Below are 22448 nucleotides of genomic sequence, written 5' to 3'. Positions count from 1 at the left end.
AAGCAGGCGGTCAAACTCTCGGGCATATTGTTATAAGATCACATAACAAAACTTTCATCTTCTGGAGTGTACTCATGCGCCGTCTGTTGCTCGCTTTGCCGTTTGCCCTGCTGCCACTGGCCATTGCCCATGCCGCAGACGAACATGATCACGACCATGAGCACGGCAGCCTCGGTGCCCACGAACATGGCGTGGGCCGCCTCAACGCGGCACTCGACGGCCAGGCCCTGGAGCTGGAGCTGGACAGCCCGGCAATGAACCTGGTGGGCTTCGAACACCTCGCCAGTAGCGCGGCGGACAAAGCCAAGGTCGCCGCCGTGCGCAAACAACTTGAAAACCCACTGGCCCTGTTCAACCTGCCAGAGGCCGCCGGTTGCGTGGTCAGCAGCCAGGAACTGAACAGCCCCCTGTTCGGCGACAAACCCGAGGCCGACCACGACGACGATGATGATGACCATGACGCCAAGGACGGCGCCCATGAGCATCACCACGACCACAGCGAAATCCACGCCCACTACCAGTTCACCTGCGCCACGCCGACCGCGCTGAGCAACCTGGACCTGAGCCAGGTCTTCAAGACCTTCCCCGCCACCCAGAAAATTCAGGTACAACTGATCGGCCCAAGCGGCCAGCAGGGTGTTGATGCGACGGCCCAGGCAGCCACCCTGAAGTTCTGAGATACCCAATGACTCAAGCCTTAATCGAACTGTCTGACCTGGGCTTCAACTGGCCTGGTCACCCACAGTTGCTGGACATCCCCACGTTCCGTCTGGAACGCGGGGAAACGCTATTTCTCAAAGGCCCCAGCGGGAGTGGCAAGACCACCTTGCTGGGTTTGCTCGGCGGGGTGCAAAAACCCAGCCGGGGCAGCATTCGCCTGCTCGACCAGGAGTTGACCGCACTGTCGGCCGGCGCCCGCGACCGTTTCCGGGTTGACCACACCGGCTATATCTTCCAGCAGTTCAACCTGCTGCCGTTTCTGTCGGTGCGCGAGAACGTCGAGTTGCCTTGTCACTTTTCCAAGCTACGCGCGCAACGCGCCAGGCAGCGCCACGGCAGCGTGGCCCAGGCCGCCGCCGCCCTGCTTGCGCACCTGGGGTTGAAAGACCACGAGCTGCTGGAGCGTCGCGCCGACTCGCTGTCCATCGGCCAGCAGCAACGGGTGGCCGCCGCCCGCGCGCTGATCGGCCAACCGGAACTGGTGATTGCCGATGAGCCCACCTCGGCCCTGGACTACGACGCCCGCGAAGCCTTCCTGCAACTGTTATTTGCCGAATGCCGCGAAGCCGGCGCGAGCCTGTTGTTTGTCAGCCATGACCAGAGCCTGGCGCCGTTGTTCGACCGCAACCTGTCGCTGGCCGAACTCAATCGCGCCGCCACGCCCGCAGAGGTTTGAGATGTATTTGTTTCGTCTAGCCATGGCCAGCCTGGCTAACCGCCGCTTTACCGCGATCCTCACCGCTTTCGCCATCGCCCTGTCGGTGTGCCTGTTGCTGGCGGTGGAGCGCGTACGCGTTGAGGCGCGCAACAGTTTCGCCAGCACCATCAGCGGCACCGACCTGATCGTCGGTGCGCGTTCCGGCTCGGTGAACCTGCTGCTGTATTCGGTATTTCGCATCGGCAACGCCACCAACAATATCCGCTGGGACAGCTTCGAGCATTTTGCCGCCAACCCCCAGGTGAAATGGGCGATCCCGATTTCCCTCGGCGACTCTCACCGCGGCTACCGGGTGATGGGCACCAACGATTCCTACTTTGCGCACTACCAGTACGGGCGCAAACAACACCTCGAACTGGCCAGCGGCCGCGCCTTCGCCACCGACCCGTTCGAGGTGGTACTCGGCGCCGAAGTCGCCGACGCGTTGCACTACAAACTCGGCGACAAACTGGTACTGGCCCACGGTGTGGCGGTGGTCAGCCTGGTCAAGCACGATGACAAACCGTTCACCGTGGTCGGCATTCTCAAGCGCACCGGCACGCCGGTGGACCGCACGTTGCACATCAGCCTGGGTGGCATGGAAGCCATCCACATCGACTGGCACAACGGCGTGCCGGCCCAGGGCAAAGGCCGCATCAGCGCCGACCAGGCGCGCAACATGGACCTGACCCCGCAGGCCATCACCGCCTTCATGCTCGGCCTGAACAACAAGATTTCCACCTTCGCCCTGCAACGGGAGATCAACGAATTTCGCGGTGAACCGATGCTGGCGATCCTGCCGGGCGTGGCGCTGCAAGAGCTGTGGAGCATGATGGGCACCGCCGAAAAAGCCCTGTTCGTGATCTCGCTGTTCGTGGTGCTGACCGGTTTGATCGGCATGCTCACGGCGATCCTCACCAGCCTCAACGAACGTCGCCGCGAAATGGCGATTTTGCGTTCGGTGGGCGCGCGGCCTTGGCACATCGCTACGTTGCTGATCTTCGAAGCATTCGCCCTGGCCTTGTCCGGCGTGATCGCAGGCGGCGGTCTGCTGTATGTATGCATCGCCGCCTCGCGCGGGTATTTGCAGGCCAACTATGGCCTGGACCTGCCGATGGCGTGGCCGAGCGAATATGAATGGACCTTGCTCGCCGGTATCCTGGGCGCTGCGCTGTTGATGGGCAGCGTGCCCGCGTGGCGCGCCTACCGCCAGTCTTTGGCCGATGGCCTGTCCATCCGTTTATGAGGAAGGTTTCGATGCGTCGTGCCCTGTTTGCGCTGTTGTTGCTGGTGGCCGTGCCCGCGTGGGCGCAGGACCAGCCCAAGGATTTGTCCTGGCAGGAGATGATCCCGCCGGACGCCCCGCCGGAAGTGCCCAATATGAAACCGCTGCACAACCTGTCGAACATGGCCGATGCCTTGTCGGTGGAAGCCGCGCCGGCCGCCAAGCAGGATTTGCCCAACGCGCCGGTGGTGCAAAGCCTCAATGGTCAGCATATTCGCTTGCCGGGCTATATCGTGCCGCTGGAAGTCAGCGAAGAAGGCCGCACCACCGAGTTCTTGCTGGTGCCGTATTTCGGCGCGTGCATCCACGTGCCGCCGCCGCCTTCGAACCAGATCGTGCATGTAAAAAGCGAAGTCGGCGTGAAGCTCGACGAGCTGTACCAGCCGTATTGGATTGAAGGCGCGATGCAGGTCAAACCGTCCACCAGCGAACTGGCCGACGCCGGCTACCAGATGGATGCCGAGAAAATTTACATGTACGAACTGCCGGAATAACGCTGATCGCCCTTTCATTGAGCTGAGTCAACGGACAGAACGGAACGATCTTTACCATTGGACGTACAACTTTTAAACGTCCTTTGGAGCTCCCATGAACAAGTCTCTGCTCGGCGCGTCCCTCTTCGCGCTCGCCCTCGTCGCCCCCGTTGCCCACGCTCACGAAGCGGGTGACATTCTGATTCGCGCCGGTGCAATCACCGTGAACCCGAAGGCCGACAGCAGCACTGTCAAAGTTGACCAGGGCCCACTGGCCGGCGCCAACCTGGGCGGTAAGGCGACCATGAGCAGCGACACGCAACTGGGCTTGAACTTCGCCTATATGCTGACCAACCACGTGGGTATCGAACTGCTGGCGGCCACGCCCTTCGAGCATGACGTGAAGATCAAAGGCACCGCCCTCGGCGCCGCCAACGGCAAGCTCGGCACCCTGAAGCACCTGCCGCCAACCCTGAGCGTCGTGTACTACCCGCTGGACAACAAGTCCGCCTTCCAGCCCTACGTCGGCGCCGGTATCAACTACACCTGGATCTACGACGAACACGTCGGCAGCCGCGCCTCCGAAGCCGGCTTCAGCAATTTCAAAGCCGAAAACTCTTGGGGTTGGGCCGCGCAGATCGGTGCTGACTACATGATCAACGACAAGTGGATGATCAACGCCCAGGCGCGTTACATCGACATCAGCACCAAGGCCACTGTGGAAAACAACGCGGTCGCGCCGGGCACTCGCGCCAAGGTAAATGTGGACGTAGACCCGATGGTTTACATGGTGGGTATTGGCTACAAGTTCTAATCGGCACCGCATAACCCATGTGGGAGGGGGCTTGCTCCCTCCCACATTTTGCTTTGTGGTGGGTCAGCTGTGGCGGTAGAACCTGTCCAGCAACGCCGGCAGCCCCGCCCGCCATGCCCGTGGCTTGATGCCAAAGGTATGCAGGATTTTCTTGCAGGCCAGCACCGCGTGCTGCGGTTCGTCCGCCGCGTCCGGCCGGGCCGCGTGGGCCTGGGCGGTAGGCGCTTCGATGGCCAGCGCGTGGTAGCTGCGCGCTTCAGTGAGTATCGCCTGGCCCAGCGCCAGCGGCGTGGTCGCCTCATGCCCGGCGTAGTGGTACGTGCCCCATAGCGGCGCCGCGCAATCGAGTTGCTTGAGCACCGAGATGATCACCCGCGCCGCATCGTCCACCGGTGTCGGGTTGCCGCGACGGTCGTCCGCCATCAGCAATTGATCCGGTTGTTCGGCCTGGGCCAGAAAGCGACCCAAGGTGCCGTCGACACTGTCGTCCAGCAACCAGCCAAAGCGCAGCAGCACATGCTGCGGGCACGTGGCACGCACGCTCTGTTCGATACGCCACAACGCCTGGCCGCGCAGGCCCAGGGGCACCGGCTCGTCCTTCTCGCTGTAGGCGGTGGCGCGGGAGCCATCGAACACGCGGTAACTGGACGGTTGCACCAAGGTGATGGTGTGGTGCTGACAGAGTTCGGCCAGGCGTTCGATGGCGAACTCCTGGGCGGCCAAACGGGTTTCGCTGACCGCTTCGGCCTGGAACCAGTCGAAATAGTAGGCGAGGTTGATCAAGGCATCGGGACGGGTGTCGTCGAGCAATTGGGTGAGGCTCGCGGCATCCCAGCCGTCTTGGGGCGGTTTAGGGGCGAGGAAACCGATGTCTTCCTCCGCACCGAGGCGAATCAGCGCCTGCCCGAGGGCATTCCCGCCGCCCAGTAACATAAGGCGCATTCGCATAGATTGAGCAGGCCCGGTCTGTTGGGAACGATGGTTATGGTCGGCAGGCCCGTGAGCCTTGCCGTTGGCATTTGCCAGAATCGTTGCATTTTGCGGGTTTGTAGCGCAACCGTCACGGATAAAGTACGCACTGGCAACGTGTTGGCCGTCATTGCGAGCAAGCCAGAGCAGCCAACCTCATTCTTGTTGCCCGGGCTGCTCGGTCAGCGCCGCCGAGGCGGGCCTATCCTCATCCACCTGCGCCATCCGCCGGGGCAACAAAACCTGCTGTGGATAAGTTTGTGCGAAGTGCACCTCGGCGCAGTTATCCACAAGCTTTTTCAAGCGCTGGTTAAACGCCCGGCTCACCGCATATTGCCCGCCCGAGACGGTACGAAACTGCGCCGTGAGCACGACGCCGTTGAGGTCCATCCTGTCGACGCCAAACACTTCCAGCGGGCCTTGCAGGTTGTACTTGAGGAACACATCGTCGCGGATCGACTGCCCGGCCTCGCGAATCAGCTCCACGGCTTTGTCCACATCGGTGTCGTAGGTGAACTGCACCGAGAAGAACGCATAAGCAAATTGCCGCGACTGGTTGGTGACCGCCTTGATCTGCCCAAACGGAACCGAGTGGACAAAGCCCTTGCCGTCGCGCAGGCGCAGGGTGCGGATGGTCAGGCCTTCGACCGTGCCGGCGTGGCCGGAGTCGAGCACCACCCAATCGCCGATGGACAACGTGTCTTCGATGATGATGAACAGCCCGGTGATCACATCCTGCACCAGTTGCTGGGAGCCAAAGCCAATGGCCAGCCCGACCACGCCGGCGCCCGCCAGCAGCGGCGCGACGTTGATGCCCAGATTGGCCATGGTGGTGATCGCGCAGATCACCACCAGGATGATCTTCACCGCATTGCGCAGCAGCGGCAGGATGGTTTTGACCCGCGTGCTCGGTTGGCGGCTGGCGCGTTTATTCACCGGTGGTTTCAGCGCTTCCTGGATGGCCGTGTCGAGCACCACCCAGAACAGCCAGGTCACCAGCAGGATCAGCCCGATGCTGCTCAAGGAGTTGCTGATGGCGCGACCTATGGAGTTGCGCTCGGCAAACTCAAACAATGACACGCCCCAGATGCGCCCGAGGATTTCGATAAAAGCCACGGCCATGACAATGCGCAAGACCGCGTGCAACAAGCTGAGGAAGCGCTCTTTGTAGGCACTGCTGCGCTGGATCGCCACCTGGCTGCGGGATTTGAACAGGTGCTGCAACACCGTGCTGAGAAATACCGTGCCGATCAGCAGGATGGTGGTGAACAGTGCGCAGCGCAGGACCTTTTGATTATCGTCACCGGCGCCGATCAGGTTGATCGCCGAGACCAGCACCATCAATAAAATCGGCCAGTACCACAGCCCGGAGAAGATCCGCAGCGATTGCTGCAAGGCCGGGTGTTTGAGGCGCTGGGCCAGTGGCCGGTTGCGGATCAAATGCGCGACAGGCCTGCGCAGGCGCACCACCAGCACGCCGAAAATCAGCGTCGCGAACAGCGCGGTAAATACCGCGACGCTGCTGGTGATATTGCCGCCAAGTTGGCGGGCGATTTGCGGGCTGGTCAGCGCGTCACTGAGGGCGGCGAGAAAGCCGATCAGGAACAGCGGTTTGGGGCAGTAGCCGCGAATAATCCGCACCGCCCGGCGCTTATGGCCGACAGTGAACATCACGATCACGCACAGCAGCATCGAGGTGGTAAAGATGCCGCTGCTGGTCGCATAGGCAAAACACAGCGCCAGTGCGCGGCCGACCGAAGTGGCTAAAAAATGACTGACATACAGGGTCAGCGGCAGGCAAATCAGGGCCGGGATCGTATAGGGCAGCACATAGCCAAGCACTCCCAGCAGGCGCCCGCGCCGTTCGACGAATGCGCGCTGGCTCAGGCGCCGCACGAGCAGTCGCCCCAGCAGCGTCAGCAGCGCAAAGGCGCCCAGCCACACACCCGACAACAAGAGGAAATCGCCGGCCACGCTCCACGGCGAACGCGCAGCCGTCTGGTCGACCAGGCGCCCGACTTCGTTCGCGGCCCGGTCGGCACGCAGGCGCCATTCGTCAATGACGTTCTGATTGAGATCCAGCTTCTGCTGTACGTCATCAATGCTGGAACTGATGGCGCCAAGCAGCCCGCCCTCCACCAGCAACTCCGGCTTGGCCGGCGCCTCCGGTTCCGGCGCGGTCGCCGCGGCGTGCAACGCGCCGTTGCCGCAACACAGCAGCACGCCGAGCAGTAAGGCAGTTTTTAAGTTCAGCAAAACTCCGAGCTCCTTCAGACGGGTCCGTAAGGAACTGACGGATTTGCGCTCTGATCGTTCCCGGGAATGTGCCGTCTGTAGGAACAGCGAAACTTTCAGCCAAATAGCGCAGTCATCCCACAACGACCCTATCTCTACGGGAGCAACCATGGCGGCGATTCATATCGGCATTTCCGGCTGGCGCTACACGCCCTGGCGCGGGGGCTTCTACCCCCAGGGGCTGACTCAGAAACGCGAATTGCAGTTTGCCTCGCGTGCCGTCAACAGTATCGAAATCAACGGCTCCTTCTATGCCTTGCAAACTCCCCAGCGTTACGCCGAGTGGTATGCCGACACGCCTGAAGCGTTCATGTTCAGCGTCAAGGCGCCGCGCTACATCACGCACACCCTGCGCTTGAAGGACGCACACGCGGCCATGGCCAATTTCTTTGCCTCCGGCGTGCTTGAACTCAAAGAAAAGCTGGGCGCCATCCTTTGGCAATTCCCGCCCAGTTTCAAATTTGATCCCGCGTTGTTCGAAGGCTTTTTAAAGCAATTACCCACCGACACCCAACAGGCCGCCGCCCTCGCCCGCCAGCATGAGCCGCGCCTGAACGGCAAGGCGAGCCTGCAAGCCCACGGCAAACGCGTGCTGCGCCATGCGGTGGAGATACGGCATAAAAGTTTTGCCGAACCGGCCTTTGTGCAATTGCTTGAGCAGCACGGCGTAGCCTTGGTGGTGGCGGACACCGCCGGCAAGTGGCCGTATCTGGAAGACGTCACCGCCGATTTCGTGTACCTGCGCCTGCACGGCGATAAGCAGTTGTACGCCAGCGGTTATACGAGCGAGGCGCTCAAGCGCTGGGGTGACCGCATCGAGTGCTGGCGCCACGGCAAACAACCGCCGGACGCTCACCTGATCGACCCGCATCACACGCCCCATGCGCGTAAGCAGCGTGATGTGTTCTGTTTTTTCGACAATGACATCAAGGTGCGGGCGCCCTTCGACGCGCGCCAATTGCTCCACCGTTTCGGGTTGGATAAACACCTCGCCACCGAGCCCGGCCAACTGCCGCAACCGGGGGTATTGCCATGACCCACCCGGAACTGATCCCCACCCCGCCCTCCGCCGCCATCCGACGGTTTACGGTGCTGACGGTGAATATTCACAAGGGCTTCACCGCCCTGAACCGGCGTTTCATCCTGCCCGAGTTGCGCGAGGCGGTGCGCAGCGTAGGCGCCGACATGGTGTTTTTGCAGGAGATCCACGGCACTCACGAACGCCATCCACAGCGCTACAGCGACTGGCCGAGCATGCCGCAATATGAGTTCCTCGCCGACAGCATCTGGCCGCAGTTTGCCTACGGGCGCAACGCGGTTTACCCCCATGGCGATCATGGCAATGCACTGCTGTCGAAATTCCAGATCGTGCGCCACGACAACCTGGACATATCCCAAAGCGGGCACGAAAACCGTGGCCTGCTGCATTGCGTGCTGCGCCTGCCAGGTACCGGGCAAGAAGTCCACGCGATCTGTATGCACCTGGGCTTGCGCGAGGTCCATCGCCAGCAGCAACTGCGCCTGCTGGAGCAGCGTATCAGTGAGATTCCCGCCGATGCGCCGTTGGTGGTGGCCGGGGATTTCAACGATTGGCGCCAGCGCGCCGACCTGAGCCAGAGCGGCCTCAAGGAAGTGTTCGTCGAAGCCTTGGGCAAGCCGGCGCGCACCTTTCCCGCGCGCCTGCCGTTGCTCGCGCTGGACCGCATTTACGTGCGCAACTTAAAGGCCCATCACCCGAAAGTGCTGAACACACGGCCCTGGTCCCATCTGTCGGACCATGTGCCGCTCTCGGTGGAGGTCGAACTATGAACGTCGCGGTAGAGCACATTCCCACCGACCAACCGCCGGATGAAACCAAGGCCCGCGACCTGGACTACAGCTGGCAAAGCGGCAACCAGATCCAGTTGCTGGAGAACGGCGAGGCCTACTTTCCACGGGTGTTCGAGGCCATGCGCCAAGCCCAGCGCGAGATCCTGCTGGAGACGTTCATCCTCTTCGAAGACAAGGTTGGGTACGCGCTGCAACGCATCCTGATCGCGGCGGCGCAGCGTGGCGTGAAGGTGGTGGTGAGCCTTGACGGTTTTGGCTGTGGCGAACTGAGCCCGGCGTTCCTGAGCGAATTGGCCGACGCCGGGGTGATGGTGCAAATGTTTGATCCCGCCGCCAAAACCCTCGGCATCCGTACCAACTGGTTTCGCCGCCTGCATCGCAAGATCGTGGTGGTGGATGCCAGCGTGGGGTTTATCGGCGGGATCAATTTTTCGGCCGATCACCTGGCCGATTTCGGCGCCGAAGCCAAACAGGATTACGCCGTGCAAGTGGTTGGCCCGGCAGTGGCCGACCTGCATCACTTCGCCCTGGCGCAAAGCGGCCGCCAAGTGCGCACGCGACGCGGTTGGCGGCGCCGCCAGCAACGGCCTGCGCCTTGGTCGACCGAGCAGGGCGATGGCTGGGTACGTTTGATTTACCGCGACAACCTGCAACACCGCGACGATATCGAAGAGGCCTATATCCAGGCACTGAGCAAAGCCCAAACACGGGCGGTGATCGCCAATGCATATTTCTTTCCCGGCTACCGCCTGCTGCGCGAGATCCGTAATGCCGCACGCCGTGGCGTGCAGGTGCAACTGATCATGCAGGGCCAGCCCGACGTGCTGCTGGCCAAGCTGGCGGCGCGCATGCTCTACGACTACCTGCTCAAGGATGGCGTGGTGATCCACGAATACTGCCAGCGCCCGCTGCACGGCAAAGTGGCGCTGGTGGACGACGCCTGGAGCACCGTGGGCTCCAGCAACCTGGACCCGTTGAGCCTGGCGCTGAACCTGGAAGCCAACGTGTTGATTGGCGACCGTGCGTTCAACCAGCAGTTGTATGAACGCCTGCAAGCCCTTGCGAAAAATCACTGCCGGACCATCCCGCAAAAGCGCAAGCCGCGCCTATGGCTGTGGCGATTGACCGTGGGTTTCCTGGTGTTCCATGTGATGCGCCACTTCCCGGCGCTGACCGGCTGGCTGCCGGCGCACAAACCGCGCTTGAAACCTTTTGTACACGAGGGCCAGGCCCATGACGTCTGAACGCTTCAAACGCTGGAAGAAACCCCTGACCGTCGCATTCTTCCTGCTGCTGATCGCGCTGTTCACCCTGCTCGCTCGCAGGATCGACTGGAGCGAAGTGGTCCAGACCTTGGGCGATTTCAAACTGCGCACGTTGTTGGTCGCCAGCGCGCTGACCTTATGCAGCTTTATCGTCTACGCCTGCTTCGACCTGATCGGCCGCACCTACATCCGCCAGCCCTTGCGCTGGAAGCAGATCCTGCCGGTGGGGATCATCAGCTACGCGTTCAACCTCAACCTGAGCGCGTGGGTCGGCGGCATCGCCATGCGCTACCGGCTGTACTCGCGCCTGGGGGTGAGCACCGGCAATATCGCCAAGATCCTCGGCTTGAGCCTGGCCACCAATTGGTTTGGCTACATGGCATTGGCCGGCGCGGTGTTCAGCAGCGGGCTGGTGACGATGCCGCCGGGTTGGAAGCTGAGCAGCGGCGCCTTGCAGGGGGTGGGCGTGCTGTTGGTGCTGGCCAGCCTGGGTTACCTGGCGGCGTGCCGGTTTGCAAAAAAACGCGCCTGGTCGATTCGCGGCATCGAGATCAACCTGCCCTCGCTGCGCATGGCCTGCTTGCAGTTGGCCCTGGGTGCGCTGAATTGGTCGCTGATGGCCGCGGTGATTTTTACCCTGCTGCCCGCCAAGCTGGACTATCCACTGGTACTCGGCGTGTTGCTGATCAGCGCGATTGCCGGGGTGTTGACGCATATCCCGGCCGGGCTCGGCGTGCTGGAAGCGGTGTTCATCGGCTTGTTGCAGCATGAAGCATCACGGGGCAGTTTGTTGGCCGGCTTGATTGCTTATCGGGCGATCTACTTTATTTGCCCGCTGCTGATTGCGCTGGTGATGTACCTGGCGGTGGAGGCCAAGGCGAAGGCGTTGCGGGTTAAGAAAACCGCCACGTGAGGGAAGAGTTGCCGGGCGTACCGCCTTCGCGGGTACGCCCACCTACACGAATTACCTGGACTGGATGATGCTCAAGCGCTCCCCCACTACCATCTCGGTGATCCAGTCCACCAGAATCGACGTGTAAGCCTGTTGCGACACCGGATCACTCAAGGCATGGTCGGCACCGTCGATGATGCGGTGCGTCAGGGAATGGGTCTGCTGGCACGCCGCGCGGTAGCTCATGATGGTGGCGTGGGGCACATGGTCGTCGGTTTGCGATTCGACGATCAGCACATCCCCGGTAAATTCCGAGCACGCCTGCAAGGCGCGATTGGTTTGCGCATGCACCAGCGTACTGCGGTAATCCATCAAGTCCATCTTGTCCAGGTCACGCTTGGGCTTGGTCCATTCCTGGTCGCGATACAGCGCCGGCACCCGCAGCGCCAACCAGCGTACCGGGCGCAACGATGTCAGGATCGCGGCCAGGTAACCGCCATAACTGGTGCCCACCACGGCCACCGCCGACGTGTCGATGGCCGGGTGCGAGAGCAGCCGGTCGTAGGCGGCCAACAGGTCGCGCAGGTTGTCTTCGCGGGTGACGCGCGATAGCGGAATACCGGTGTCGGCATGGCCGCGCAGGTCGAAGGTGAGGCACACACAGCCGAGGCCGGCGATGCCTTTGGCGCGCTCAAGGTCGCGCTCCTGGCTACCGCCCCAACCGTGTACGAACAACACGCCCGGCACTTTGGATTTGGGGCTCAGGAATGTCCCGCTCATCTGTTCGTCGTCGATATCGATCCCAATGCTTTCGCTTCTAGCCGTCATAAGAGTTAACCGTTACGTACTTAAGGAGAAAGTCGCTGTTTTGCGCCGGGCCGCGGTACACCTCGATGGCGTCCGCCGGCAGCGCCTGCTCCACGTAGGTCTCTACCGAGGACACACGAATGGCCTTGAGACCTGGTTGATTGACAAAGCTCTGCAGCGCCGCGACTTCCGCGCTGCTGGCCCCGCCCATGCGCCAGGATTGTTCAAGCACGCCACTGCGGCGCTGGCCATCACTGTCCAGGCCCTGGGCGATGTCGTAGTTGCGCCGCGAGGCGTAGAAGCCGGGGTAGGCTTCATCCGCTGCGGCATCGAAGACCTGGGCTTGCTCGATAGCCAGGCGCACATCGTCGGGCAGGTCGAGCTTCAGCAAATCCGCGTAATCACCCGGCACCACCAGCAGGTTGGAGCCGCCATAGACCTTCTCGCCCTGCCCGTCCTCGGTGAGGTATTGCTCGCCGCAATAGCTGAACACACGCTCGCCGATACAACTGTGGCCCACACTATGGGTGACCACATCATGCAGGTCTTGTTCCAGCACCACGCCTTGGTTGAACAGTTGCGCCGCATCGGGCCGCGCCAGCAGCGCATCGAATTCGTCGAGGCTGTGGATAACTTCCTGACCGCGCCCAGCACACGCATGCACCGGTTTCAGCCGAATGGGCCCGCTGTAGAGCAAGCGCGTGGCGGCGGGCCGTGCATCGTCCAGGGCAAATACGCTGAGGCCGTCGAGCACCACATCGCGTACACGCTCACAGAACAACGCCGACCAGCCTTCGGGCGCCTTGGCTTCGGGACCTAACAGGCCATGGCTGATGGCTTTGGTGCAGATGAAATCGTGCTCGACATACCCGCCCCACAAGTCTTGCGGGCCTCTGATATTCAGGGCGAGCGCCTGCTCCGGCCCCACCAACGTTTGGGTGGGCAGCAGGTAAAGTTCGCGGCCTGCGTGTTTTTGCCGGTCGTAGCTACCACCGAATTCAAGCCCCAGGACCTGCGCCAGCCAACGGGCCAAGGCGCGGTTGGTGTCGACTTCATGCTGTGGCGCGCCCGCTCGCGAGGAGTGAGCAACCACCAGTTTTTTACGTTGATTTGGGGTCATGCTTCCCCCTTGGCTATCCCACCGTGTGTGTACAACAAGGGGTTGCAGGGATCAGGCCAAGGCTGATTGACGCGTAGGGTCCGGAATTTCATCCGTTGTGGAAAAAAGATGGCAGATGGCCTGTTTTATTCTGCACGACGGCGATGCGAGGGCGCGGCGTTCTGCACGACTTACACGCCAAAGCGGCTGCGGTAATCACTGGGCGCCAGGCCGGTGATTTTTTTGAATGTGGCACGAAAGGCACTGGGGTCCTGGTAGCCCACGGTCCAGGCGATATGGTCGATGGTGCCGTTGGTGAACTCCAGCATCTGCCGCGCCTTGCCCACGCGCAGGTGCTGGCAGTATTCGGTGGGCTTCAGGCCGGTGGCGCCGCGAAAACGCCGCAGGAAGGTGCGTTCTTCCAGGCCCGCTTCCTGCGCCATGGCCGCGACAGACACATCCACCGCGCCGCTGGCCTGCAACCAGTGCTGAACCTTGAGAATGGCCGCGTCGCCATGGCCGAGGATCGGCGCAAAATTACTGCCGCACTGGCTGGCGCTGTCGCTGTGTTCGATCACCAGAAAGCGCGCCGTGTCGGCGGCGATGCTTGGCCCCATCAGCCGATCGACCAGGCGCAAGCCCAGCTCGGACCAGGCCATCAACCCGGCCGTGGTGATCAAGTCGCCGTCATCGACGATGGGTTTGTCCGCTTCCAGGCGCACTGCGGGGTAACGTGCGGCGAAGGATTCGGCGGATGACCAATGAGTGGTGGCGCTGCGCCCATCCAATAAACCGCTGCGCGCCAGCATGATTGAGCCGATGCACACGCCGCCAAGGACGGTGCCGGCCGCATGTTGTTGGCGGATCCATGCCAGCAGCGCCGCCGGCGCCTGTGCCTCGGTGAACTCGCCGATCGAAGGCGGTACCAGCACGGCCATCAGCGGCTGCTCGGGGCCTGGGTGAGTGTCGAATACTTTTGCCGGTAGGCCATCGGCCTGCACTTGCCAATGGCTGACGCGTAGCAGCGGCAATTGCGCCGACTGGTGCTCGGCGCCAATCCGGTTGGCCACCCCAAACAGGTCGGTCAAGCCATGCACGGCGGCCAACTGCGCACCTTGGTAAATCAACACACCCAACTCAACAACAGCCATTGTCAGTTTTCCCCCTGTTATTGTCGGTGCAGCCAATGCCCGGCGCCGGCGCCAGCTAAGATACTGAGCCCATCAACCCATCAAGAGGCAATTACCCATGGCCAAGCAAGCGCTCATCCTAATCGATATCCAGAACGACTACTTCCCCCAAGGCAAGTGGCCGCTTGACGGCGTGGAAACGGCTGCGGACAAGGCCGCCCAGGTGCTGCAGGCTTTCCGCGAGGCCGGGGATGCGGTGATTCATGTGCGTCATGAGTTCACCTCCGAGGACGCGCCGTTCTTCACACCCGAGTCCAAGGGTGCGCACCTGCATCCAAAAGTGCTGAACGAAGGCAACGAGCCGGTGGTGCTTAAACATTTCGTGAATGCATTTCGCGAAACCAACCTGCGCACCCTGCTGGAAAAACGCAGCATCACCGAACTGGTGGTGGTGGGCAGCATGAGCCATATGTGCGTCGATGCCGTGGTGCGGGCAGCGGCCGACCTGGGTTACACCGTCACGGTGATCCACGACGCCTGCGCCACCCTGGACCTGGAGTTCAACGGGCAGGTGATTCCGGCGGCGCAGGTGCATGCCGCGTATATGGCGGCGCTGGCGTTTGGGTATGCGAATGTGGTGTCGGCGGACGAGTATGTGCAGGCCCGCGCAACGGCATGACCACCACTGGTTTTAGCAGGTGGCGATGACGAACAGGCGCGGGAATGGCAGCAATACCGTGCCATCGGCCAGGGCGGGATAAGCCTGGGTAATCCGCGCTTGATAATCCTGCAGGAACGCGACTTTTTCGCTCTGCGTGAGCGGTGCGAGATAGGGGCGCAACGCCGAGCCCTTGAACCACTCCACCACAGCGGCATGATCGGCCAGGGGATGCTGGTAGGTGGTGCCCCATACATCGACAGTGCTGCAATGCCGGCTCAGCAGTTCGTAGTAGTAGCTCGCGGTGTGTCGCTCGTTGTGTTTGATCGTGCCAACCTTGGCAGCCCACGGGCCATCCGCCGCGACTTGCCGAGCCAGGCGGTGCGCCGGCTCGTCGAGGTTGTCGGGGGTTTGCACCGCCAGCGTGCCGCCGGGGTTCAGTTGCCTGACCAGGTGCGGGTACAGCTTGGCGTGATCCGGCAGCCATTGCAGGGAGGCATTGGCCAGGATCACGTCGAATGGTTGCGCGGGGCTCCACGCACCAATGTCCGCCAGTTCGAAAGTCAGCGCGGGCAGCCTTTTGCGCGCGTCGGCCAGCATGTCATCGGAACTGTCCAGGCCGGTGACGCGCGCTTGAGGGAAACGCTCGGCCAAGACTTCGGTGGAGTTGCCGGGCCCGCAGCCCAGGTCGACAGCGGTGCGCACATTGGTATCAGGAATGGCGGCAACCAAATCCCGGACGGGGCGGGTACGCTGTTGTTCAAACAGCGTGTATTGCTTGGCAGACCAGGTCATTGCCGCTTTCCTTCTAACCCGTGGTGGTAGTGGACCGTACTGGAGCCGCGCATAGCGCTAAAACATCCACGTATCGTAAGGCGCCTTGAAGATCAGGTAGTCGCGCTCAAACATAACCTTGATGCCGTTGGGGTGGAAGAAGCGGAGCAGTGGTTCCTGATGAACGTCGCCGTTCTTGTCCGTCCACCGGTAATAGGCGGAGCCCTGCGGCGACACTTTCAGTTGGGCCTCGACCTGCTCGCCCAGGTGTTGTCGCTGCGCCGGCTCAAATGCCTCGGCAGGTACCTCCAAGCGCAGGCTGGTAACCACCTCATCCTGATGAACCGTATTGAAAAACCGCGCGAATGCGACCAGGTTTTTCGGTTGTTCAAGCGCGAACAACGCGCTTAGCAGCTGCGAATCTTCGAACAGCCGATCAAGGGGGAAATCAACGTGATTAATGGTGCCGGAGGTGTGAGTGAACTGCATCGATAGCCCCGGTTTCCCGGCAATATTGTCAATCACGCCCAAGCCCAGCCCATCGGCCATGGCCAGAGAGAGACTCTCGGCAATCATCCGTCGTAGCTTCGCTCGATCCGCCGGAGGATTCGCTGGGTCAAGGTCAGCCATTGACTGAAACGACGGGTGTGGCAGCAAGCTGATCCATCCGGCGGCAAGCGAGGTGTGCAAGATAATCCGCGTTGCTCGGGGCTGCTTTTGCAACTGCTGCACAAACGTGGTGAGTGCGGGGTTGAAGGGATCGATCTTTGCCAGATATTGCGCAACTTCAGCGGTGCTGTCGGGATCCTGAGTGGCGTCCAACCGCTCAAGGGCGTATTGGTGCGCCAACGCGCCGCCCTCGGAATCAAGACGCTCGTTCTGCAACATCTTGAAGGCCTGGAAGCGAAACGGCTTCGGGGAGTCGGCACGCTTGAGAATACTGACCGCCACGGGCATCAATCCCTCATCGCGGTCCATGATTTCGAGGATGTAGAGCTTGCGGTTGTTGTCGAAATCAACATCCTGGAAGAGCGCTCTCAACCGCACGCTGATTGAGTCGTTACGCGCGCCGAAGGCCCAGCCGCCACGGGCCACCGAGAGCAGTTTGAGCGCATCGAGAAAATCCGAGCTGTCCGAGTCTTTCGACTCGATAATCGACAGCAGGCGGTTTTCGTCGCCCTTTCTGAAATCCAGGTTAACCATGGACTCCCCGCGCGCCTTGCGGCGAGCCAACTGGATCATGTAGGAGTCAAGCAATGCTCGGGTGCGGTAGGTATCCAGCGTCTTGCTGGCGACTGAGGATTCGTTCTCAAGTGAAAGCCACGACTCCACACGCTGCTTCATCTGGGATTCAAATGTCGTCTGCAAATTGCTGCTGATGAAATAGGTCAGCGCAGACCCGCCGACCACAACCACCGAGATGATGAAGGTCAGCGCCTGGGTCGCCCGGGTAATGGGCGCATTGGCCTGCTCTAGAATCTCTTTGCTCAGTTCGTACTTCAGATGGCTTATTTGAGCCGCCTGGTTCGCTTCCAACTGGCGAACCCTCTCGAGGGCTTCCTGGATGCGCTGCTCGGCATCCTGAGTTTGCTCTCGGCAGGCTTTGAGGGCCTGGGCCAACGCATCCGATGCGGACGTATCAGTACTCACGTTTCAACTCCTGTTCCATTCTGCTATCCCTGACGTGCCTGACCGCGCAGGGGTGCAGACCTGCGCAGTATTCCGCGGGCAAAAATAAAGCCCCTGGTGAATACACAGGGGCTTTATTTGTTATTGACAACCGTTGCGACTATCCGTTTTAGAACGGGATATCGTCATCAAAGCTGTCAAAGTCAGGAGCCGGTTGCGCAGCGGCCTGCTGTGGCGCTGGACGCGACTCACGCTGCGGCTGCTGGCTTGGCTGTGGACGCGACTGCTGTGGGCGCGGAGCCGAGTTGGACATGCCACCCTGGCCCTGTTGGTCGCCCTGTGGACGACCGCCCAACAGTTGCATGGTGCCTTGCATGTCGACCACGATTTCAGTGGTGTAACGCTTGATGCCGTCCTTTTCCCACTCGCGGGTTTGCAGTTTGCCTTCGATGTAGACCTGCGAACCTTTGCGCAGGTATTCGCCGGCGATTTCCGCGACCTTGCCGAACATCGACACACGGTGCCATTCGGTCTTTTCGACCTTCTGACCGGTCTGCTTGTCGGTCCACTGTTCACTGGTCGCCAGACTCAGGTTGGTCACGGCGTTACCGTTAGGCAAGTAGCGAACTTCGGGATCCTGGCCGCACGTACCTACCAATATGACTTTGTTAACCCCACGGGCCATAACGTTCTCCTAGGCTGGGCGCGCTGTCGGCACTGGGTTGACCAGTTGCTCGAGCGTCGCGCGGTCCAATAATTCGGTGTCCAATTTGATGTAGATCGCAGCTTCTTCTGCGACCACTACTGCGTCCGTTACTCCAACGACGGCCTTCAGGCGCTCGGCCAAGCCAGCTTCGCGAATCGCTTCAGGCGATAACGGCAGGCGTAGGCTCGTCACATACGGAGGTTCGCGCATGGTAACAGCAAAGGCCAACCAGAGGGCAGCCAGACCTGCGCATCCCAGGAACACAACCGACAAACCGCCATGCTGGAACATCCAGCCGCCCATAATGCCGCCGAGCGCGGAGCCCAGGAACTGGCTGGTGGAATACACCCCCATCGCCGTGCCCTTGCCGCCGGCCGGTGAAACTTTACTGATCAGCGAAGGCAGCGAAGCCTCCAGGAGGTTGAACGCGGTGAAGAACACCACCGTGCCGATCACCAGCGCCCGCAGGCTGTCGCCGAACTGCCAGAAGAATAGTTCAGTGAGCATCAATGTCGCGACGGCGCCCAGCAAAACTCGTTTCATTTTGCGTTTTTTCTCGCCATAGATGATGAACGGGATCATGGCGAAGAACGAAATCAACAGCGCGGTGAGGTACACCCACCAGTGCTGCTCCTTGGGCAGGCCGGCTTTTTGCACCAGTGCCAGGGGCAAGGCGACGAAGCTGCACATCAGCATGGCGTGCAATACGAAGATACCTAAATCCAGGCGCAGCAGGTCCGGGTGCTTGAGCGTCGGTAACAACGCCTTGCGCGCAACCCCGGACTCGCGGTGCTGCAACGTGCCGGTGGAGCGCGGCACCATGAAGGCCACGATGAGGATACCGATCAGCGCCATGCCGCCGGTAGCGAGAAACAAACCGTGCAAGCCGAACGCACGCGTCAGCAACGGGCCAACCACCATGGCCACGGCAAACGACAGGCCTATGGTCATGCCGATCATGGCCATGGCCTTGGTACGGTGCTGTTCGCGGGTCAGGTCCGACAGCAGTGCCATCACCGCAGCGGAAATCGCGCCGGCGCCTTGCAGGATACGTCCGGCGATCACGCCCCAGATCGAATCGGCCTGGGCCGCCAGCACACTGCCGAGGGCGAAGACGATCAGCCCCAGGTAAATCACCGGGCGGCGGCCAATGCGGTCGGAGATGATCCCGAACGGAATCTGAAAAATCGCCTGGGTCAGACCATAGGCGCCAATGGCCAGGCCGATCAGTGCCGGGGTCGCACCGGCGAGGTCCATGCCATAGGTCGCCAGTACCGGCAACACCATAAACATGCCCAGCATACGGAAGGCGAACACCAGGGCCAGACCGCTTGCTGCTCGGGTCTCGCCGCTACTCATGCGTTCGCTGTGGGGATCGTGCATGGAAAAACCTCGTGTGAACCGGCGGCGATTCTACCAGTCCCATCGATTGAGAGGGTATATGCGGCGCTTTGCCGCGCAGCTTTCATGTAAGGCTGCACCCGGCACTTTGACAGTGTATATTCATCCAGTCTTCCGTCGTATACTCCCGCATTATTTACGCCCGCCGTGCGAGGCCATCTTGGACAAGATCCTGATTCGTGGGGCTAGAACCCACAACCTGAAGAACATCGACCTGACCCTGCCCCGGGACAAACTGATCGTCATCACCGGCCTGTCCGGCTCCGGCAAATCGTCCCTGGCGTTCGATACGCTGTATGCCGAAGGCCAGCGTCGCTATGTGGAGTCACTGTCGGCCTATGCCCGCCAGTTCCTGTCGATGATGGAAAAACCCGACGTCGACACCATCGAGGGGCTGTCGCCGGCGATTTCCATCGAACAGAAATCGACCTCCCATAACCCGCGCTCCACCGTGGGCACCATCACCGAAATCTACGACTACTTGCGCCTGCTCTATGCGCGAGTCGGTATTCCGCGCTGCCCGGACCACGACATTCCCCTGGAAGCCCAGACCGTCAGCCAGATGGTCGACCTGGTGCTGGCCCAGCCGGAAGGCGCCAAGCTGATGCTGCTGGCCCCGGTGATTCGCGAGCGCAAGGGCGAACACCTTTCCGTCTTCGAAGAGCTGCGCGCCCAGGGTTTTGTGCGCGCGCGCATCAACGGCAAGCTCTATGAACTGGACGAAGCGCCCAAGCTCGACAAGCAGAAGAAGCACTCCATTGATGTGGTGGTCGACCGTTTCAAAGTACGTGCCGACCTGCAGCAGCGCCTGGCGGAGTCGTTCGAGACAGCGCTGAAGCTGGCGGACGGCATCGCCCTGGTAGCACCGATGGATGACGAGCCGGGCGAAGAGATCATCTTCTCCGCGCGCTTCGCCTGCCCGATCTGTGGCCATGCCATCAGCGAACTGGAACCCAAGCTGTTTTCCTTCAACAACCCGGCCGGCGCCTGCCCGACGTGTGATGGCCTGGGTGTGAAGCAGTTCTTTGACATCAAGCGCCTGGTTAACGGTGAACTCACCTTGGCGGAGGGTGCGATACGCGGATGGGACAGGCGCAACGTCTATTACTTCCAGATGCTGGGGTCGCTGGCGTCGCACTATAAGTTCAGCCTGGAAATGCCCTTCAATCAACTGCCGGCGGACCAGCAGAAAGTCATCCTCCACGGCAGTGGCTCGCAGAATGTCGATTTCAAATATTTGAACGACCGCGGCGACATTGTTAAGCGCTCGCATCCGTTTGAAGGCATCGTGCCGAACCTGGAACGGCGCTACCGCGAGACCGAATCGGCCAGCGTGCGCGAAGAGCTGGCGAAATTCCTCAGCACCCAGCCCTGCCCGGATTGCCGAGGCACTCGCCTGCGTCGTGAGGCGCGGCATGTGTGGGTAGGCGAGAAAACGCTGCCAGCGGTGACCAACCTGCCCATCGGCGATGCCTGCGAGTACTTTGGCGTACTCAAGCTGACCGGACGCCGCGGGGAAATTGCCGACAAGATCCTCAAGGAAATCCGCGAGCGGTTACAGTTCCTGGTTAACGTGGGCCTCGACTACCTGTCGCTGGATCGTAGCGCCGACACGTTGTCCGGCGGTGAGGCGCAGCGCATTCGTCTGGCCAGCCAGATCGGTGCCGGCCTGGTGGGTGTGTTGTATATCCTCGATGAGCCGTCGATTGGCTTGCACCAACGGGATAATGATCGCCTGCTGGGTACGCTGAAACACCTGCGCGATATTGGCAACACCGTGATCGTGGTCGAGCACGATGAAGACGCGATCCGCCTGGCGGACTATGTAGTCGATATCGGCCCGGGCGCCGGTGTGCATGGTGGGCATATCGTTGCCGAGGGCACCCCGGCCGAAGTGATGGCGCATCCCGACTCGTTGACCGGCAAGTACCTGTCCGGCCGCGTCAAGATCGAAGTACCGGCCAAACGTACACCGCGTAACAAAAAGATGGCGTTGCACCTCAAGGGCGCGCGCGGTAACAACCTGCGCAATGTCGACCTGGAGATTCCGTTGGGCCTGCTGACATGCGTGACCGGTGTTTCCGGCTCAGGCAAATCGACGCTGATCAATAACACGCTGTTCCCTTTGAGCGCCACTGCCCTGAACGGCGCGACTACCCTGGAAGCCGCTGCGCATGACAGCATCAAGGGCCTGGAGCACCTGGACAAGGTGGTCGACATCGACCAGAGCCCGATCGGCCGTACACCGCGCTCCAACCCGGCAACCTATACCGGGCTGTTTACGCCGATTCGCGAGCTGTTTGCCGGAGTACCGGAGTCCCGCTCGCGCGGTTACGGGCCTGGTCGGTTCTCGTTCAACGTCAAGGGCGGGCGATGCGAAGCATGCCAGGGCGATGGCTTGATCAAGGTAGAGATGCACTTTTTGCCGGACATCTACGTGCCGTGCGATGTGTGCAAGAGCAAACGCTATAACCGTGAAACCCTGGAGATCAAATACAAAGGCAAGAGCATCCACGAAACCCTGGAGATGACTATCGAGGAAGCTCGTATGTTTTTCGACGCGGTCCCAGCGTTGGCGCGCAAGCTGCAAACGTTGATGGATGTGGGCCTGTCGTATATCAAGCTGGGGCAATCGGCGACCACGCTGTCTGGTGGCGAGGCGCAACGGGTCAAGCTGTCTCGCGAGCTGTCCAAACGCGATACCGGCAAGACTCTGTATATCCTCGACGAACCGACCACGGGGCTGCATTTTGCGGATATCCAGCAACTGTTGGACGTGTTGCACCGGTTGCGCGACCACGGCAATACGGTGGTAGTGATCGAGCACAACCTTGATGTGATCAAGACCGCGGATTGGCTGGTGGATCTGGGGCCGGAAGGCGGTTCCAAGGGTGGCCAGATCATTGCGGTAGGTACGCCGGAGCAGGTCAGCGAGATGGAGCAGTCCCACACCGGTTACTACTTGAAACCGTTGTTGGAACGCGATCGGGCCTGAGTGATTCAG

General features: G+C 61.3%; 20 protein-coding genes. 11 read left to right on the top strand and 9 right to left on the bottom strand.

The features are described from left to right. The first annotated feature begins 74 nt into the window (after positions 1-74). From AB4N98_RS15860 to AB4N98_RS15840, 5 genes are all read left to right on the top strand, one after another. A complete protein-coding gene (locus tag AB4N98_RS15860) occupies positions 75-677 on the top strand; it encodes a DUF2796 domain-containing protein (RefSeq protein ID WP_065879163.1) in 603 nt (200 codons plus the stop codon). Positions 678-685: 8 nt separating this feature from the next. Beyond that, positions 686-1396: an ABC transporter ATP-binding protein gene (locus AB4N98_RS15855; protein ID WP_017525978.1), complete on the top strand. Its 711-nt coding sequence runs from the start codon at positions 686-688 to the stop codon at positions 1394-1396. A gap of 1 nt (position 1397) precedes the next feature. Further along, positions 1398-2663 carry an ABC transporter permease gene (locus AB4N98_RS15850; RefSeq protein ID WP_068934171.1) on the top strand — a complete coding sequence of 422 codons (1266 nt, stop codon included), beginning with the start codon at positions 1398-1400 and terminating at the stop codon, positions 2661-2663. Between the two features lie 11 nt (positions 2664-2674). Next, positions 2675-3196, top strand: coding sequence for a DUF3299 domain-containing protein (locus AB4N98_RS15845; RefSeq protein WP_065879161.1), 522 nt, complete (start codon positions 2675-2677; stop codon positions 3194-3196). A 94-nt stretch (positions 3197-3290) separates the two neighbouring features. Continuing rightward, positions 3291-3989, top strand: coding sequence for an OmpW/AlkL family protein (locus tag AB4N98_RS15840; RefSeq protein WP_017525975.1), 699 nt, complete (start codon positions 3291-3293; stop codon positions 3987-3989). A gap of 63 nt (positions 3990-4052) precedes the next feature. On the opposite strand, the gene AB4N98_RS15835 is transcribed toward AB4N98_RS15840, so the two are convergent. Both AB4N98_RS15835 and AB4N98_RS15830 read right to left on the bottom strand, forming a co-directional pair. Continuing rightward, positions 4053-4937, bottom strand: a complete 885-nt coding sequence (locus AB4N98_RS15835) for a sugar nucleotide-binding protein (RefSeq protein WP_017525974.1) — start codon at positions 4935-4937, stop codon at positions 4053-4055. Positions 4938-5114: 177 nt separating this feature from the next. Continuing rightward, on the bottom strand, positions 5115-7214 hold the full coding sequence (locus tag AB4N98_RS15830; RefSeq protein WP_065879160.1) for a mechanosensitive ion channel family protein: 2100 nt from the start codon (positions 7212-7214) through the stop codon (positions 5115-5117). A 148-nt stretch (positions 7215-7362) separates the two neighbouring features. Between AB4N98_RS15830 and AB4N98_RS15825 the strand changes: the two genes are divergently transcribed. Genes AB4N98_RS15825 through AB4N98_RS15810 form a run of 4 tightly spaced genes read left to right on the top strand, consistent with a single transcriptional unit; the run spans position 7363 to position 11261 of the window. Then, positions 7363-8289: a DUF72 domain-containing protein gene (locus AB4N98_RS15825; RefSeq protein WP_017525972.1), complete on the top strand. Its 927-nt coding sequence runs from the start codon at positions 7363-7365 to the stop codon at positions 8287-8289. After that, positions 8286-9062 carry an endonuclease/exonuclease/phosphatase family protein gene (locus tag AB4N98_RS15820; RefSeq protein WP_017525971.1) on the top strand — a complete coding sequence of 259 codons (777 nt, stop codon included), beginning with the start codon at positions 8286-8288 and terminating at the stop codon, positions 9060-9062. The genes AB4N98_RS15825 and AB4N98_RS15820 overlap by 4 nt, the downstream gene beginning before the upstream one ends. Continuing rightward, positions 9059-10327, top strand: coding sequence for a cardiolipin synthase ClsB (clsB, locus tag AB4N98_RS15815; protein ID WP_223497107.1), 1269 nt, complete (start codon positions 9059-9061; stop codon positions 10325-10327). The genes AB4N98_RS15820 and clsB overlap by 4 nt, the downstream gene beginning before the upstream one ends. Beyond that, positions 10317-11261 (top strand): lysylphosphatidylglycerol synthase domain-containing protein, encoded by a 945-nt coding sequence (locus tag AB4N98_RS15810; RefSeq protein ID WP_068934167.1) that lies wholly within the window; start codon positions 10317-10319, stop codon positions 11259-11261. Before clsB ends, AB4N98_RS15810 begins: the two co-directional genes overlap by 11 nt. A 51-nt stretch (positions 11262-11312) precedes the next feature. Here AB4N98_RS15810 and AB4N98_RS15805 read toward each other — a convergent pair whose 3' ends face one another. The 3 genes from AB4N98_RS15805 to AB4N98_RS15795 all read right to left on the bottom strand — a co-directional run bounded on the left by AB4N98_RS15805 (position 11313) and on the right by AB4N98_RS15795 (position 14297). Further along, complete coding sequence (locus AB4N98_RS15805; RefSeq protein ID WP_460148778.1) at positions 11313-12068, bottom strand: alpha/beta hydrolase family protein; 756 nt, start codon at positions 12066-12068, stop codon at positions 11313-11315. Then, entirely contained in the window at positions 12058-13167 is a 1110-nt protein-coding gene (locus AB4N98_RS15800) for a DUF3182 family protein (RefSeq protein WP_217855463.1), read from the bottom strand. Before AB4N98_RS15800 ends, AB4N98_RS15805 begins: the two co-directional genes overlap by 11 nt. A gap of 170 nt (positions 13168-13337) precedes the next feature. After that, positions 13338-14297, bottom strand: coding sequence for a GlxA family transcriptional regulator (locus tag AB4N98_RS15795; RefSeq protein ID WP_026067109.1), 960 nt, complete (start codon positions 14295-14297; stop codon positions 13338-13340). 97 nt (positions 14298-14394) lie between these two features. On the opposite strand from AB4N98_RS15795, the gene AB4N98_RS15790 reads away from it, so the two are divergent. Continuing rightward, positions 14395-14955 carry a cysteine hydrolase family protein gene (locus AB4N98_RS15790; RefSeq protein ID WP_217855465.1) on the top strand — a complete coding sequence of 187 codons (561 nt, stop codon included), beginning with the start codon at positions 14395-14397 and terminating at the stop codon, positions 14953-14955. 12 nt (positions 14956-14967) lie between these two features. On the opposite strand, the gene tam is transcribed toward AB4N98_RS15790, so the two are convergent. The 4 genes from tam to AB4N98_RS15770 all read right to left on the bottom strand — a co-directional run bounded on the left by tam (position 14968) and on the right by AB4N98_RS15770 (position 19426). Beyond that, the gene (gene tam, locus AB4N98_RS15785; RefSeq protein WP_217855467.1) at positions 14968-15729 is read right to left on the bottom strand and encodes a trans-aconitate 2-methyltransferase; all 762 of its coding nucleotides are present in this window, start codon (positions 15727-15729) and stop codon (positions 14968-14970) included. A 57-nt stretch (positions 15730-15786) separates the two neighbouring features. Beyond that, positions 15787-17358 (bottom strand): hypothetical protein, encoded by a 1572-nt coding sequence (locus AB4N98_RS15780; RefSeq protein ID WP_135196962.1) that lies wholly within the window; start codon positions 17356-17358, stop codon positions 15787-15789. 148 nt (positions 17359-17506) lie between these two features. Beyond that, positions 17507-18022 carry a single-stranded DNA-binding protein gene (locus tag AB4N98_RS15775; RefSeq protein ID WP_003176397.1) on the bottom strand — a complete coding sequence of 172 codons (516 nt, stop codon included), beginning with the start codon at positions 18020-18022 and terminating at the stop codon, positions 17507-17509. A gap of 9 nt (positions 18023-18031) precedes the next feature. Then, complete coding sequence (locus AB4N98_RS15770; RefSeq protein ID WP_017525961.1) at positions 18032-19426, bottom strand: MFS transporter; 1395 nt, start codon at positions 19424-19426, stop codon at positions 18032-18034. Positions 19427-19604: 178 nt separating this feature from the next. Between AB4N98_RS15770 and uvrA the strand changes: the two genes are divergently transcribed. Next, a complete protein-coding gene (uvrA, locus tag AB4N98_RS15765; RefSeq protein WP_116079178.1) occupies positions 19605-22439 on the top strand; it encodes an excinuclease ABC subunit UvrA in 2835 nt (944 codons plus the stop codon). Positions 22440-22448: the final 9 nt, after the last annotated feature.

The sequence above is a fragment of the Pseudomonas sp. S3_E10 genome (genome assembly GCF_054667615.1).
This window is presented reverse-complemented; position numbering and strand designations above follow the sequence as displayed.